Annotated in this window: 12 protein-coding genes; 6 read left to right on the forward strand and 6 right to left on the reverse strand. The window is 69.9% G+C overall.

Annotation, left to right across the window (positions count from 1 at the left end):
• The first annotated feature begins 162 nt into the window (after positions 1-162).
• The 6 genes from GV015_RS15635 to GV015_RS15660 all read left to right on the forward strand — a co-directional run bounded on the left by GV015_RS15635 (position 163) and on the right by GV015_RS15660 (position 7220).
• Positions 163-1671 carry an ABC transporter substrate-binding protein gene (locus tag GV015_RS15635; RefSeq protein ID WP_159879239.1) on the forward strand — a complete coding sequence of 503 codons (1509 nt, stop codon included), beginning with the start codon at positions 163-165 and terminating at the stop codon, positions 1669-1671.
• The gene (locus GV015_RS15640) at positions 1668-2627 is read left to right on the forward strand and encodes an ABC transporter permease (protein WP_079707217.1); all 960 of its coding nucleotides are present in this window, start codon (positions 1668-1670) and stop codon (positions 2625-2627) included. Before GV015_RS15635 ends, GV015_RS15640 begins: the two co-directional genes overlap by 4 nt.
• Complete coding sequence (locus GV015_RS15645) at positions 2624-3535, forward strand: ABC transporter permease (RefSeq protein ID WP_159879241.1); 912 nt, start codon at positions 2624-2626, stop codon at positions 3533-3535. The genes GV015_RS15640 and GV015_RS15645 overlap by 4 nt, the downstream gene beginning before the upstream one ends.
• Positions 3532-4320: an ABC transporter ATP-binding protein gene (locus GV015_RS15650; protein ID WP_079707219.1), complete on the forward strand. Its 789-nt coding sequence runs from the start codon at positions 3532-3534 to the stop codon at positions 4318-4320. Before GV015_RS15645 ends, GV015_RS15650 begins: the two co-directional genes overlap by 4 nt.
• Positions 4313-5098, forward strand: a complete 786-nt coding sequence (locus tag GV015_RS15655) for an ABC transporter ATP-binding protein (protein WP_159879243.1) — start codon at positions 4313-4315, stop codon at positions 5096-5098. The genes GV015_RS15650 and GV015_RS15655 overlap by 8 nt, the downstream gene beginning before the upstream one ends.
• 163 nt (positions 5099-5261) lie before the next feature.
• Complete coding sequence (locus GV015_RS15660) at positions 5262-7220, forward strand: invasin domain 3-containing protein (RefSeq protein WP_159879245.1); 1959 nt, start codon at positions 5262-5264, stop codon at positions 7218-7220.
• 5 nt (positions 7221-7225) lie between these two features.
• Here GV015_RS15660 and GV015_RS15665 read toward each other — a convergent pair whose 3' ends face one another.
• The 6 genes from GV015_RS15665 to GV015_RS15690 form a co-directional block, all read right to left on the reverse strand.
• A complete protein-coding gene (locus GV015_RS15665) occupies positions 7226-8182 on the reverse strand; it encodes an oxygenase MpaB family protein (protein ID WP_236555500.1) in 957 nt (318 codons plus the stop codon).
• Positions 8183-8394: 212 nt separating this feature from the next.
• On the reverse strand, positions 8395-9159 hold the full coding sequence (locus GV015_RS15670) for a class I SAM-dependent methyltransferase (protein WP_159879247.1): 765 nt from the start codon (positions 9157-9159) through the stop codon (positions 8395-8397).
• 35 nt (positions 9160-9194) lie between these two features.
• Positions 9195-10913, reverse strand: a complete 1719-nt coding sequence (locus GV015_RS15675) for an ABC transporter ATP-binding protein (RefSeq protein ID WP_159879249.1) — start codon at positions 10911-10913, stop codon at positions 9195-9197.
• Complete coding sequence (locus GV015_RS15680) at positions 10910-11782, reverse strand: ABC transporter permease (RefSeq protein WP_159879251.1); 873 nt, start codon at positions 11780-11782, stop codon at positions 10910-10912. The genes GV015_RS15675 and GV015_RS15680 overlap by 4 nt, the downstream gene beginning before the upstream one ends.
• Positions 11779-12870 (reverse strand): ABC transporter permease, encoded by a 1092-nt coding sequence (locus GV015_RS15685; RefSeq protein ID WP_201299398.1) that lies wholly within the window; start codon positions 12868-12870, stop codon positions 11779-11781. Before GV015_RS15685 ends, GV015_RS15680 begins: the two co-directional genes overlap by 4 nt.
• Positions 12871-12941: 71 nt before the next feature.
• Entirely contained in the window at positions 12942-14564 is a 1623-nt protein-coding gene (locus tag GV015_RS15690; protein ID WP_159879253.1) for an ABC transporter substrate-binding protein, read from the reverse strand.
• Positions 14565-14603: the final 39 nt, after the last annotated feature.

Genomic DNA, 14603 nt, shown 5'->3' on the forward strand with positions numbered 1-14603 from the left:
TGGCACCACACACGTCGACTGGGTACGCTCGCTGGAGCCCCAGCGATGCGGCTTTCCGGACGCGGTCCAGTATTCACGCGGCCCAGGCGGGAATGCCCGCTGCCCGGAACCGGTTGTGCGTCTCCAGATGCCTGCCACTCCAGCATCCCCGAAAGGACCTCCATGCGTCATCGTCAGCTGCGTCGTCAGCTCCTCACCGCCGCGATCGCGGTCACCGGCGCCGCCCTCGTCCTCACCGGCTGCGCAGGCCCGGCCGCGACGCCGACGCCCGACGCCGACGCGACCCTGCGGGTCGGTCTCGTCCTGGAGCCCTCCGACCTCAACATCCGCACCACCTCCGGCGCCGCGCTCGACCAGATCCTCATCGACAACGTCTACCAGGGCCTCGTGTCCCGCACCGAGGACAACCAGATCGTCGACACGCTCGCGAAGAGCCACGACATCAGCGCCGACGGTCTCACCTACACCTTCGTCCTCCGCGACGGCGTGACCTTCCACGACGGTGCCGCCCTGACCGCGGCCGACGTCGTCGACTCCATCACCCAGGTGCAGCAGGACCCGACCTTCGTCGACAACGTGGCGCTCCAGAAGGTCGCCTCGATCACGGCCGTCGACGACTCGACCGTGCAGTTGCAGCTCACCTCGCCCGACTCCAACCTGTTGTGGACCCTGACCGGACGCGCAGGACTCGTGCTGGAGTCGGGCGCCACCAACGACCTGTCGACGACCGCCAACGGCACCGGGCCGTTCACCTTGAAGACCTGGAAGCAGGGCGACAGCATCACCTTCGACCGGAACGCGAAGTACTGGGGCGACGCTCCGAAGGTCAGGGAGGTCGTCTTCAGCTACATCCCCGACGCCTCCTCCGCCGTCAACGCCACCCTTGCCGGCGAACTCGACGTGCAGACGGCGCTCGACGCGAACCTCAAGGACCAGATCACCCGCGCCGACGGGTTCAGCATCACCGAGGGCAAGACGACCGACAAGTACACCCTCGCCTTCAACAACCAGCGCGCTCCCCTGAACGACCCCCTCGTCCGGCAGGCGCTCCGCTCCGCCATCGACCACGCCGCGATCGTCGAGGCCGTCGGCGGTGCCGCGGTCGAACAGTACGGACCGATCCCCGAGCTCGATCCGGGCTACGAGAACCTCAGCGAGCTCGTGAAGTACGACCCGGAACAGGCGAAGGCGCTCCTCGCCCAGGCCGGCCAGGAGAACCTGTCCCTGACGCTCACGATCCCGAGCTTCTACGGAACCTCGGTGGCCAACGTCCTGGTGTCCGAGTTCAAAGCCATCGGCGTCACCCTCACCGTCAAGAGCGTCGAGTTCCCGACCTGGCTGAACGACGTCTACACGAACCAGGACTACGACCTCAGCTACGTGAACCACGTCGAGGCACGCGACTTCCAGAACTGGGCGAACCCGAACTACTACTTCGGCTACGACAACGCGCAGGTCCAGTCGCTCTATGCTGAATCCGTAGCGGCGACCGATCCGGCCGTCGCAGCCCAGAAGCTCAAGGAGGCGGCGTACCTCGTGTCGAAGGACAACGCCGCCGACTGGCTCTACACCGCGATCACCCTCACGGTGGTGCGCGACGGCGTGACCGGCTTCCCCGTGGACTCGGTCAACTCGCGCATCAACCTGGCGAAGGTCGCCGTGACCGGGTGACCCGCTTCATCCTGACGAGGCTGGTACTCCTCCTCGTCGGGCTCCTCGCCGCCAGCGCCCTGATCTTCTTCACCATCAGGGTGCTCCCGGGCGACGTCGCCCAGGTCATCGCAGGGACGGACGCGACGCCCGAAGCGGTCGCCGCGATCCGTGAACAGTTGGGACTCGGCCAGCCCGTCCTCCTGCAGTACCTCGACTGGATCGGCGGGTTGCTCCGCGGCGATCTCGGGAACTCGCTCATCACGGGCACCCCCGTCGCCAGCGAACTCGCCCAGAAGGCGCAGGTGACCGTCCCGCTCGGCATCATGGCCCTCGTCATCGCCCTCGCGTTCAGTGTGCCGCTCGGGGTGTTGGCGGCCGTCCGGCGCACCCGCGCGACGGGCGTCGTCATCTCGTTCGCGTCGCAGGGGCTCGCCGCCGTCCCGGTCGTCTGGGCCGGCATGATGCTCGTGCTCCTCTTCGCCGTCGTACTCGGTTGGCTCCCGGCGCAGGGCTTCCCGCGCGCGGGCTGGAACGATCCGCTGGCGGCGATCCGCGCCCTCCTCCTCCCGGCGCTCACGATCGGCGTCGTCGAGGGCGCGGTCCTGCTGCGCTTCGTCCGTTCCGCCGCCCTCGACGCGATCGGCCAGGACTACGTCCGGACGGCGGCGGCGAAGGGCCTGACCCGTTCGCAGGCACTCATCCGCCACGGGCTGCCGAACGTGGCGCTCTCGGTCGTCACCGTGCTCGGGCTCCAGATCGCCGGGCTCATCGTCGGCAGCGTCATCATCGAACAGCTCTTCACCCTGCCAGGCATCGGGCGCATGCTCGTCGCCGACGTCGGCAACCGCGACCTCGTGAAGGTGCAGGGCGAGCTCCTCGTCCTCACCGGGGTGGTCCTCGTGATCGGTGCCGTCGTGGACGTCGTCCACCGTCTCGCAGACCCCCGACTCCGAGAACGGGAGCGGACCACATGACCGCCCGTCAGGATCACCCGCGTCGGCGCGCGGCGTCAGGCGGACTCCGCACGCTCGTGGCCGGCCCGGCCGGCGTGTTCGGGCTCGTCGTCGTCGCCCTCCTCCTCCTGAGTGCCGGCGTCTCCTTCCTCTGGACGCCGTACGACCCCCAGCTCACCGATCCGTTCGCGAAGTGGCTGGCTCCGTCGCCGGCCCATCTGCTCGGCACTGACGAGGTCGGACGCGACATCTTCAGCCTGCTGCTCGTCGGCGCGCGGGTGACCGTGGCCGTCGCGATCGGTTCCGCAGTCGTCTCGACGGTCATCGGGGTCGCCCTCGCCGCCCTCGGTTCGCTCACGCGGCGCTGGGTCCGGGAGACGGTCGCGGTGCTGATCGACATCCTCATCGCGTTCCCGACCCTCCTCATCGCCATGATGATCGCCTCCGTCTTCGGCGGCTCGCTGTGGGTCGTCATCTGGGCGGTGGGCATCAGCTTCGGCGTGAACATCGCCCGGGTGACCCGACCCGAGATCCGCCGGGTCTCGCACAGCGAGTACGTGCTCGCCGGCAAGGCCGCCGGTCTCGGACCGGTGAGGAACCTGACGCGGCATCTGCTGCCGAACGTCGCACCGGTGTTCATCGTCCAGCTGTCGTGGTCGATGGCGGTCGCGGTGCTCGCCGAGGCGGGCCTGTCGTACCTCGGCTACGGCGCCCCCTCCAGTGTCCCGTCCTGGGGTCGGATGCTCAGTGAACTGCAGACCTACCTCGCCGTGCACCCGCTGTCGGTGCTGTGGCCGGGGCTCGCCATCACCATCACCGTCCTCGCCCTGAACCTGCTGGGCGACGCCCTCCGGGACGCGACCGATCCGACCCTCGGTCGCCGGGGACCCGCCTCGACCCCCACCTCGCCCCAGGGGGTGACCGCATGAGTCTCGACGTCCAGGACCTCGTCGTCACGCTCGGCGGCCGCCGGGTCGTCGACGGCGTGAGCTTCAGCGTGCCGGCGGGCGCACGGTTCGGCCTCATCGGCGAGTCCGGATCCGGGAAGTCGCTGACGGCGCTGGCGATCCTCGGACTGCTCCCGGACGGCGCCGCGGTGAGCGGCAGCATCCGCTGGCAGGGCGAGGAACTCCTCGGCCGCGACGACCGCGAACTCGCGCGGATCCGCGGGCGTGAGATCGGGATCGTGTTCCAGGAACCTCGGACGGCGCTCAACCCGATCCGCACCATCGGACGCCAGATCGGCGAGCCGCTGCGCATCCACGAGGGGCTGTCGAAACGGGAGGCGCTCGACCGGGCCGTCGAACTCGCCGCGCGGGTCCGTCTGCCCGACCCCGAGCGCATCGTCCGGCGATACCCGCACCAGCTGTCGGGCGGGCAACGCCAGCGGGTCGCGGCCGCCATCGCCCTCGCCTGCGGACCCTCCCTGCTCATCGCGGACGAGCCGACCACGGCGCTCGACGTCACCATCCAGTCGGAGATCCTCGGCCTCTTCGAGCGTCTCGTGAGCGAGACCGGGGCATCCCTCGTCTTCATCACCCACGACCTCGCGGTCCTCTCCCGGATCGCCAGTGACGCCGTGGTGCTCGCGCAGGGGAAGGTCGTCGAGGCCGGGCCGGTGGCCCAACTGCTGTCGATGCCGGTGTCGCCCGTGACGCAGCGGCTGTTGGCCGCCGCGAAGACCATGAGCTGGAAGGGCGAGGACGATGACTGAGCCGCTGCTCCACGCCCAGGGGCTCGAACGGGTCTACACCAACCCGCGGGAGTCGCTCTTCCAGCGCCCGAGCCGCACCGTCGCGCTCCACCCGAGCGACCTCGTGATCGCGCCGGGTGAGGCGGTCGGGATCATCGGCGAGTCGGGGTCGGGCAAGTCGACACTCGTCCGGCTCCTGCTCGCCCTCGATACTCCGAGCTCCGGGACGGTGGAGTTCGACGGCCGCCCGGTGAGCGCGGCGGCGAGCGCCAGGAGCCTGCACTGGTTCCGTCGACAGACGGGCGTGGTGTTCCAGGACCCGTACGCGTCGCTCGACCCGCGCATGAGCGTCGGTCGGATCGTCGCCGAGCCGCTCGCGGCGCTCGGCATCGAGGGCGACCATCGTTCCCGGGTCCGAGGGGTGCTCCGGCTCGTCGGGCTCGACGCCGATGCGGCTGATCGGTTCCCTCATGAGTTCTCGGGTGGTCAGCGCCAGCGCATCGCGCTTTCGCGCGCGATCGTGCACCGCCCGCGCCTCCTCGTCGGCGACGAACCGCTCAGTGCGCTCGACGTGACCGTCCGGGCGCAGATCCTCGAGCTGCTCGGCCGTCTCCGCGAGGAACTGGGGCTGGCGATCGTGCTGGTGTCGCACGACATCGGCGTGGTGCAGCACCTCTGCGACCGGGTGGTCGTGATGCGTGACGGCGCGATCGTCGAGGAGGGCCCGGTCTCGCGGGTGCTCAGTCGTCCGTCGCACCCCTACACGACGCAGCTCCTCGCCTCGGTCCCCCGCCTCTGACGCGCGAGCGGGCGGCGGAGCCGCCGGGACCGGAGGGGCGGGTCCGTGTCGACCGCTGCCGTTCAGCTTGGAAATATGCCAGAGCATGTCAGCGTAATATATATCTGTGGTTTACTAGAGGTATCCGAAGCGGTAGAACGCTCACCTCCCCCGACAGGAACTCATGCGCACCTCCACTCTCCCCCGTCCGCGCCTCGCCGGTCGTGCTGCTGCCATAGCGGCCGTCGCCACCGTGACCGCGGCCCTTCTGACCCCCATTGCCGCGCAGGCGGTCACGCCGGCGAGCGGACCCGACACGGGAGGCACACGGATCGAGACCCCGGCACCAGGAGTCTCCTCGACCGTGACCTCCATCGCATCCGGGCTCTACTTCACCCTCGAGTTGGACTCCGATGGATCGGTGTGGTCCCTCGGCGACGGAACGCTCGGCGAACTCGGCGATGGCACGACGACGAGGGCGCAGCTCACGCCCGTCCGGGTCGAGGGCCTCCCGCCGATCGCCGAGGTCGAAGCCGGCGACCGGTTCGCCATCGTCCGCGGCGTCGACGGCTCCGTCTGGACCTGGGGGCTCGGCTCATCGGGCCAATTGGGAATCGACGACACGGCGAATCAGACCCGTCCGGTCGAGGTGACCGCCCTCGCCGACCGGGACATCATCGACGTCGGAGCCGGGTCCGTCCACTCAATGGCCGTCGCGTCCGACGGCACGGTGTGGGCTTGGGGCTCCGGACTCGGCGATCAATTGGGGACCGGCGACCGGCAGCAACAGAACCTCCCGGTCCAGGTCCCCCTGCCGGTGCCGGCGTCCCGCGTGGCATCGAAGTACCTCACCTCCTTCGCCGTCGGGGTCGACGGGAGTCTGTGGGGATGGGGCGACAATTCCTACGGCGAGGTCGGTGAGGGTACCGCGATGCGGCAGCCCACCCCGACGAACGTCACGACACTCGCGGGCGTCCCGGTCAAGGATGTCGATCCCAGTTTCCAGGCCACCACCGTCCTCACCGAGGCCGGTGCAGTCTGGACCTGGGGCCGCGGGTCGAACCTCGGCGACGGGAACACTGTGCGACGGCAACCGACGCCGGTGCCCGCATTGGACGGCGTCGTCGTCGACGAGATCGCGACCGGTGAAGCACACTCCCTGGCTCGGACGATCGACGGCCGGGTGTTCACGTGGGGTTACAACAGCAATGGACAGATCGGCGACGGTACAACCGCGATGCGACCCCTGCCCACCGACATCACCGGCTTCTCCTCTGCTCCGGTCATCGCTGTCGCGGCCGGACGGTCGCACTCCTTCGCGCTGACCACGGACGGCGAGCTCTTCGGCTTCGGGAACAACCAGTCGGGCCAGCTCGGTATTGGTGTGAACGGGAACACCGAGCGGACACCGACACGGTCTGACACGGTCCCGCTCAGCCCGGTCGGCGTCTCATTCGACGGGATCGCAGGAACCGACATCGCCGTGCCGTCCCCCGGCCTGGTCGCCGCCACGACCCCGCCCCACGCTGCCGGTCTCGTCGACGTGATCGTGACGACCGCCTGGTCGAGCAGCGTCCAGAGCGGGGCACCCATCTACACGACGCCTCAGGCGTTCGAGTACATCCGCACCGCCGCAGCGGCCTCGTCGACCATCGAGGCGACGCCCGTCGAAGTACCCGCCGACGGGACCTCCGAGTCCTCGGTCATCGTCTCCCTGCTGGGGTCCGACGGCATCCCCCTGGAGGTCGGCGGCGACACCGTCGTGCTGAGCACCTCCCTCGGCGCACTGTCCGAGGTCATCGACAACGGCGACGGCACCTACGGCGCGACGCTCACTGCGGGCTCCACCCCGGGTGAAGCCACGGTCGCGTTCTCCGTCAACGGTGTGGCGGGTGACACGACGGCCGTCGTGACCTTCACGGTCGTCGACCAGGGTCCCGGCGACGACGACGGCGGACCTGGCTCGGGCGACACGGGATCTGGCTCAGGCGGAAGCGGAATCGGAACGTCCGCAGCATCGAACGGACTCGCCGACACCGGCACCGGCTGGACCATCGGCGCCATCATGGCGGCCCTGCTCGCCCTTCTCGGCGGCGGAGTGCTCCTCATCATCCGTCGACTACGAACCGCCCATCGGTCCTGACCGTCTCAGCCGGCATCGCGCGTGACCCGCCGGTGCCGGCGCAGGGCGGCCCGCTGACTCGGGGACTCACCGTGCAGGACGAGCCCGATGACCCAGAGGACGACGCGCGTCGCCGGCACGACCGGCAGCGGGATCGGCCCGAGGTGGGCGGTGCGGAGCCCGAGGATGCGTCGGTATTCGGGTGGGATCGTCGCGACCGCCCCGGCGAACAGGACCGAGTAGGCCGGGAGGAGCGACCGCTCGAGCGGCGGTCGGCGGAGGAAGGCGAGGGTCTCGGTCACCCGGGGACCACCGGTGAGCTCGCCCCGATCGAGGTAGCCCCGGAGCTGTTCCGCCAGTTCGTCGGCGGACCGAGGTGGGTCGACGACCCCCATGAGGTCCCCGGCGAGCGCCCAGTCGGAGACGTAGGCGTCCGGTCCGCCGGGGATCGGACCACCCCAGGTCCGCCGGACGCTCAGGAAGGCGTCGGTGAAGGCCAGGTGGACCCAGCGCAGGAGGTCGGGATCGTTGGCGGCGTAGGGCCGGGCGACTCCGTGCGCGTCAAGATACTCGCCCACCACGCGCTCGTGGAGTTTCAGGACGTAGTCGCTCGTCCGCCGCGCCGTCTCGCGATCGCCGTAGGTCACGGTGAAGATCCAACGAATGGTGCCGTCGAGCCGACCGAGGGGGTCCTCCCGGTATCGGGACCAGTCGTGGACACCGGCCAGGGCGCCCGGGTGGGCGGCCTGCAGCAGGAGCGCCCGGATACCGGCGACCATCGTCTCGACCCCGCCGTGGACGACCCAGGCCGCAGACTCGGGCGCGAAGTGGCCGGTGTCGGTTCCGTCCTCGAGATCGAGCGTCCACTGCGGCGGACGGTCCTGCTCGACGGCGAAGACGGAGAGGATGCGCGCCCGGAGGCCGGCGAGCAGCCGTGTGCGCAGACGGGAGACAGGACGCCGCCCGGTACCGCTGTCCGTCACTCGATCGTCCTCCGCCCGCTGTCACGACGAGCCTACGTCGGGATCGCGCGTCACCCGCCCGTAGGAGGACCGCCTCCCGTGCTCCGGTCCTGCACGCGTCCCGGTCCCTGAGTTGTCCCGGTCCCTGAGGTGTCCCGATCCCTGAGGCGTCCCGCTCCCTGAGCCTGCATCCCGGTCCCTGAGCCTGTCGAAGGGCGCTTCGGCAGGGCTGCTCACCGGGCGGGCTTGCGGGCCTCGATGAGGGTTCGGGAGGAGTGCGCGACGAACGGGCCGTCCTCCTGCAGGGAACGGTGCAGCTGCTGCAGGCGGTCGAGGTACCGCGCGGAGGTGAATCCGGGCACCATCCAGATCACCTTGCGCAGGAACCAGATGATCGCACCGACGTCGTGGAACTCGATCCGCAGTCGTTCGGTCCGCAGGTCCACGATCTCGAGTCCGGCGGCGCGGGCACCGTCGGACTCGTCGTCAGGGTGACGTGCTCGACGGACGGCTTCGGGCTGCGGGCCGAGGAAGGCCTCGACGAGTTCGAACACGCTCGCCGGTCCGACGTGCTGGGCGAGGTAGCTTCCTCCTGGCGCGATCACCCGCGCCACGTCGCTCCAGTCCACGGCGACGGGATGCCGGCTCGACACGAGCGCGAACGAGCCGTCCGCGAACGGCAGTGGAGCACCCTCCTCCGCGCGAACGACGACGACGCCCCGCGGGTGCAGGCGGGCGGCGGCTCGGGCGAGGTTCGGTGGCCAGGACTCGGTGGCGGCGGCGAGCGGCGGAAGAACCGGCACCGTGTCGAGCACTTCTCCCCCGCCGGTCTCGAGGTCGAGCGACGACGGGACGTCGGCCAGACGTCTCCCCAGCAGTTCGGAGAACCGCCAGGAGGGGCGCTCCTCACTGGCCCGGCCGTCGAGCCAGGAGAAGTCCCATCCGTCGACCGAGGCGGCGTCGGCCTCGGCGACGAGGTCGTCGAACGATCGTGACATGGTCCCCTCCGTGCGTGGCTCCGTGGGCGGTGCGCTCATCCGACGGCCTCGAACCGGCTCGGATCGAGCCGCTCGACGTCGAACCGCGGCACCGCGTCGAGCAGCTCCCGAGTGTACGCGTGCTGCGGATGCCCGAGGACGGCCGAGGCCGGACCCGACTCGACGACGCGCCCGGTCGACAGCACCGTCACCTCGTCAGCGATCTGTCGGACGAGACCGAGGTCGTGCGAGATGAAGAGGTAGCTGAGCGCGTGCTCGTCCCGGAGGTCGAGGAGCAGTTCGACGATCTGCGCCTGCACCGAGACGTCGAGCGCCGAGGTGGGCTCGTCGAGGACGAGCACCGACGGCGCGAGGACAAGAGTCCTCGCGAGTGCGACCCGCTGGCGCTGACCGCCCGACACCTCCCGTGCACGACGCCCCAGCGCACTCGTGGGGAGGGCGACCTGGTCGAGGATGGTCGCGACGCGGCGGCGACGTTCGTCGGCGCTCCGCACCCCGTGGATCCGCAGGGGCTCCTCGATGATCTGTCCGACGGTGTAGCGCGGATCGACCGCCGAGAGCGGGTTCTGGTAGACCAGCTGGAGGTCGCGCGCGAAGGGGTTGGCGACGGCGTTGTCTCGTGGCAGCTCCCGGCCGGCCACCCGCACCGACCCGTCGTCGAAGGCGGTGAGCCCGGCGACGATGCGGGCGAGTGTCGATTTGCCCGACCCGGACTCGCCCACGAGCGCGTGGATCGAGCGCGGGCGGAGGACGAGCGAAGCCTCGTCGAGTGCGGGCGGCGTCTGGGGATCGCGCCCGTACCGTTTCGACACGTGCGACACCTCGACCACGGCGGGTGGCACGATCATCTCGCCGCGCTGCTCCGCCTGCACCTGCTCGGCCGCAGCGCGGATGCGTTCCCGGTAGCGCAGCGGCGACGACGCGGGTGAGTCCGAGAGCAGCCCCACCGTGTAGGGGTGCTGCGGTGCGAGCAACACCTCCTCGGCCGGACCGGACTCGCGGACGTTCCCGTCCTGCAGGACCACGATCGCGTCGCTGCGCTCCTGCGCCAGCGCCAGGTCGTGGGTGATGAAGAGGATCCCGAGCCCGAGCTCCTGCCGGAGGCCGTCGAGGAGGTCGAGGATGCGCCGCTGGACGGTCACGTCGAGCGCGGACGTCGGTTCGTCGGCGATGAGCAGCTTGGGCCTCGCCGCGATGGCGATCGCGATGAGCACCCGCTGCAACTGCCCGCCGGAGAGCTCGTGCGGGTAGGACCGCACGCGGGCCGAGGCCTGACGGATGCCCACGTGCTCGAGCAACTCGATCACGCGCGCGGGGACCTCCGAGCGCGGGGTGTCGCCCGCCACCTGGACCGCCTGGGCGATCTGCACGCCGATCCGCTGCAGCGGGTCGAGTGAACTGAGCGGATCCTGCGGGATGAAACCCAGCGTCGAGCCGCGCAGGGGGCGCCACTGCTTCCGGGAGAAGTCGGCGACCTCGTGTCCGGCGACCGCGACCCGACCGGCGGTGACCGAGCCGTTGCCCGGGAGGAGTCCCGCGACCGCCCGGGCGATCGTGCTCTTCCCCGAACCGGACTGACCCACGAGCGACACCGTCTCGCCGCGGCCGACCTGGAACGACACGTCGCGCACCGTGTCAGTCGGCCCCCTCGAGCCACGTGTCCGGTACCCGACGGCGAGCCCGTCGACGAGCAACGGCACCGGAGCCGCATCGACGACGTGGAGTGAGCTGTGCTGTAGGGCTGCCTGGTTCATGCGGTGGTCCTCTCGCGGGTGAGCTGGCTGAGACGGCTGATGGCGAGCACGGTGACGGCGATCACGAGGCCCGGGACGACGACGAGCCACGGCGAGGACACGACGTACTGACGACCCTCGGAGACGAGCAGGCCCCACTCCGGGTCGGGCGGCGGAGCTCCGTACCCGAGGAAGCTGAGCGAGGAGATCCAGATGATCGCGAGGCCGAACTGGAGGGCCGTGAGCGACAGCACCGCGGAGTACGAGTTCGGGAAGACGTGCTTCGCGAGGACGTACGCCCGCGACCCGCCGAGATGGTGACTCGCCTCGACGAACGGCAGGTCCTTCACCGTCAGCACCTCGGAGCGCATGATCCTCGTGAACGCCGCGATGGAGGAGATCCCCACGGCGACGGCCGCGTTCAGGGTGCCGAAGCCGAGCGCCACGACGACGACCATCGCGAGGAGCAGCCCGGGGATCGAGAGCAGCACGTCGACGATCCGGCTGATGACGGCGTCGACGAGACCGCCGAACGACGCGGCGACGAGCCCGAGGACCGTGCCGGCGCCGAGTCCGATGAGGACGGCGACCGCCGAGCCGAGCAGGGTCCGACCGGTGCCGTGGATCACCCGCGACAGCAGGTCGCGACCGAGGGAGTCGGTTCCGAACCAGTGCGCGACCGACGGAGCGGCGAGCGCGTTGGCGTCGTCGGGCTCGAGCGGGTCGTACGGCGTGAGGAGGCCGGGTGCGACGACGGACACGAGGACGAGACCGACGACGATGATCGCCAGGACGTCAGCGACCCCGAGGCGGCCGAGGAGTCGACGGAACGCGTCAGGTCCGTCGTCGGCCGCGGTGACGTCGCGGTCCGGTTGGAGTCGGAGGCTCATGCGTCCACGCTCGCTTTCGTCGGGATACCGTCGGGCACCGCCGTCCCCGTCGCCGCCGCTGTCGTGACAGCAGGCCTGGCGAGGCGGGAGCGTCGGGACCGCCCATGCCCCGGGCGGACGATGCGCGGGTCGAGGACGGGGTAGACGAGGTCGGTCACGAGGTTGATGCCGACGTAGATGGAGGAGATGAGGATGACGACGGCCAGGATCACCGGGGTGTCCTGATCGCGCACGCTCTCGAAGGTGATGAATCCGAGGCCGGTCCGGGTGAACACGGCCTCCACGACGACGGCACCGGCCAGCAGCTCTCCGACGACGAGGGCGAGCATCGTGATCGACGGGATCGCACCGTTCTTCAGGACGTGGCCGAGGGCGATCCGGACCTCGCTCGTCCCCTTCGCGCGGAGCACGGTGACGAAGGGTTCGTCCGCGGCCTTCCGGAGTCCCTGGATCAACACCTGCGTCAACGGACCGTTGACGGCGAGCGCCAGGGTCAGTGCCGGGAGCACGTAGGACACGAAGCCCTGATCGCGCACCGACGACACCCAGCCGAGCTGGAAGGAGAAGATCGCGAGGAGCACGAAGCCGATGAGGAAGCTCGGCGCGGAGATCGAGGCGATGGGCGCCGAGGCCGCGATGCTCCTGATCGCCTTGACGGGGGCGTACACGGCGGTGAGCGCGATCGCGAGCGACAGCACGATCGTCATGACGAACGCCACGCCCGCGAGCACGATCGTGTCCGAGAAGCCCTGCGCGACGAGGTCCGACACGGCACGACCGCTCACGAGCGAGTAGCCGAGGTCCCCGTGGAGGAGCCGACCGACGGTCAGTGCGAACTGTTCGATCGGCGACAGGTCGAAGTGGTAGTAGGCCCGCAGTGCTTCGCCGGCGGACGGGGGCAGTGGGTTGAGCGGGCTCGTCAGCTTGTTCTCGATGGGGTCGCCGGGCAGGACGAAGAGGGTGAAGAAGACGAGCGTGTAGACGAGCGCGATCACGAGGAGCGCCTGGGCGACGCGTCTGATCACGTACTCGCGGTACTGCCGGCGTCGCGTGTCCGCCGCGCTGGCGTTCGGATGCTGGTTGGACATGTGGGGCCTCCTCTCGGAAGGGACGGGACCGGAGACTGGAGGGCCGGCCGATCGACGGCCCTCCCGCTCGCTCAGTCCTCGATCGAGGTGTTGTAGAACTCCGGCAGGGCGCCGTCGGTGAGGGAGAAGCCCTTCACCCGCTGCTGGGTGACGAACACCTGGCTGTCGTTGAGGATCGGGACGACATAGGCCTGGTCGATCAGGTGGTCTTGGATCTGGCCGAGGATCGCCGCACGGGTGTCGTCGTCGGTCGCGGCGTTCTGCGCGTCGAGCAGCGACTGCAGGGTCGTGTCGGAGCCGGCGAGACCGAGGAGGTCTGAGCCGTCCTTGCTGTAGTACTCGCTGAGGCCCTTCGAGGGGTCAGGGTGCGGCCAACCGACCCGGAGCGCCCCGACCTCCGGGTCCGCGAACGCGGTCGCCCAGTAGGTGGAGTAGTCGAGCTCGTTGAGCGACAGCTCGATCCCGACGTCTTTGAACTGGTTCTGGATCTGCTGGAAGAGGCTCTTCGCCGTGTTGTCGTAGACGTCGATGTAGGTCTTCACCGTGAGCCGCTCGCCGCCCTTCGTGCGGTAGCCGTCCGCGTCGCGCTCGGTCCAGCCGGCTCCGTCGAGGAGGCGGTTCGCCGCATCCGGGTCGTAGGCGAACTTCGCCGATTCGTCGACGTAGCCGAAGGTGCCCGGCGACAGGACCGACGTCGCGGGCGTCCAGCTGTCGGTGTACTGCGTCTCGATGATCTGCTCACGGTCGATCGCGTGCAGCAGGGCCTTGCGGACGTCGACGTCGTCGAGGAACGGCGCCTGGCTGCGGAGGAACCACTGGTTGCTGAGACCGACACCCGTCTTGGACACGATGTCGTAGCCGGCGTCGACGAGCCCCTGCTCCTCGCTCGGTTGGACGTAGCGGATGACGTCCGCCTCGCCCGACTTCAGGGTGCCGAGCCGGACGCTGTCCTCCTGCACAGGGATGACCGTGACCGAGGCGAGGTGCGCCTCGCCCTGGTTCGGGGAGGACGGCGGGGCCCAGGCGTACCCCTCACGACGGTCGAGCACGATCTCCTTGCCGTAGGTCTCGGAGGCGACGACGAAGGGACCGGAACCGATGAGGTTCACGAACTTCGACTGCTCCTCCTTGCTCGCGTCGATCGTGGCGTCGGCGACGAGCCCGGATCCCCACCCGGTGAGCACGTTGAGGAAGGGTGCATACGGCGCGGCGAGGACCACGGTGACGGTGCTGGTCGCGTCGTCCGGCGTCGCGACGAGACCGGGCGGGAACTGCGCGTTCGGGGTCGTGCCCTTCGCCTCGTCGCCGGTCGACTGCCAGTTCAGGTTCTTCGCGACGCTCGTGGCGTCGACGGCGGTGCCGTCGCTGTAGGTGACGCCGTCACGGATCACGAAGGTATACGTGAGACCGTCGGGGCTGACGGTCCAGGAGTCGGCGATCCACGGTTCGAGTTCGCCCGTCTCCGCGTTGCGGTAGAGCAGTCGGTCGGTGATGTTCTGCTGGAGCGCACGGGTCTGCCACGTGCCCGCCTCCTGCACCTGCGCCGAGGTGGGGATCTCCGCGTCGAGGTAGGTGAGGCTGCCACCGTCCGCGTCGGACGAGGCCGACGCCGCCGAGCAGCCGGTCAGCGCGATGCTCACGGCGACGAGTGCTACGGCGGCGAGTCGTGCTCGCCGTCTGGTGGTTCGGGTCATGACGGGTACTCCTGTGGGTCGGGGTGGTCCGGTGCTGTG

The organism is Plantibacter sp. T3 (assembly GCF_902506515.1).
GTDB classification, from domain to species: Bacteria; Actinomycetota; Actinomycetes; order Actinomycetales; family Microbacteriaceae; genus Plantibacter; species Plantibacter auratus.

Coding starts and splice junctions, on each gene's coding strand:
- GV015_RS15635 (WP_159879239.1), top strand. CDS start 163: ATGCGTCATCGTCAGCTGCGTCGTCAGCTCCTCACCGCCGCGATCGCG.
- GV015_RS15645 (WP_159879241.1), top strand. CDS start 2,624: ATGACCGCCCGTCAGGATCACCCGCGTCGGCGCGCGGCGTCAGGCGGA.
- GV015_RS15650 (WP_079707219.1), top strand. CDS start 3,532: ATGAGTCTCGACGTCCAGGACCTCGTCGTCACGCTCGGCGGCCGCCGG.
- GV015_RS15655 (WP_159879243.1), top strand. CDS start 4,313: ATGACTGAGCCGCTGCTCCACGCCCAGGGGCTCGAACGGGTCTACACC.
- GV015_RS15660 (WP_159879245.1), top strand. CDS start 5,262: ATGCGCACCTCCACTCTCCCCCGTCCGCGCCTCGCCGGTCGTGCTGCT.
- GV015_RS15670 (WP_159879247.1), bottom strand. CDS start 9,159: ATGTCACGATCGTTCGACGACCTCGTCGCCGAGGCCGACGCCGCCTCG.
- GV015_RS15675 (WP_159879249.1), bottom strand. CDS start 10,913: ATGAACCAGGCAGCCCTACAGCACAGCTCACTCCACGTCGTCGATGCG.
- GV015_RS15680 (WP_159879251.1), bottom strand. CDS start 11,782: ATGAGCCTCCGACTCCAACCGGACCGCGACGTCACCGCGGCCGACGAC.
- GV015_RS15685 (WP_201299398.1), bottom strand. CDS start 12,870: ATGTCCAACCAGCATCCGAACGCCAGCGCGGCGGACACGCGACGCCGG.
- GV015_RS15690 (WP_159879253.1), bottom strand. CDS start 14,564: ATGACCCGAACCACCAGACGGCGAGCACGACTCGCCGCCGTAGCACTC.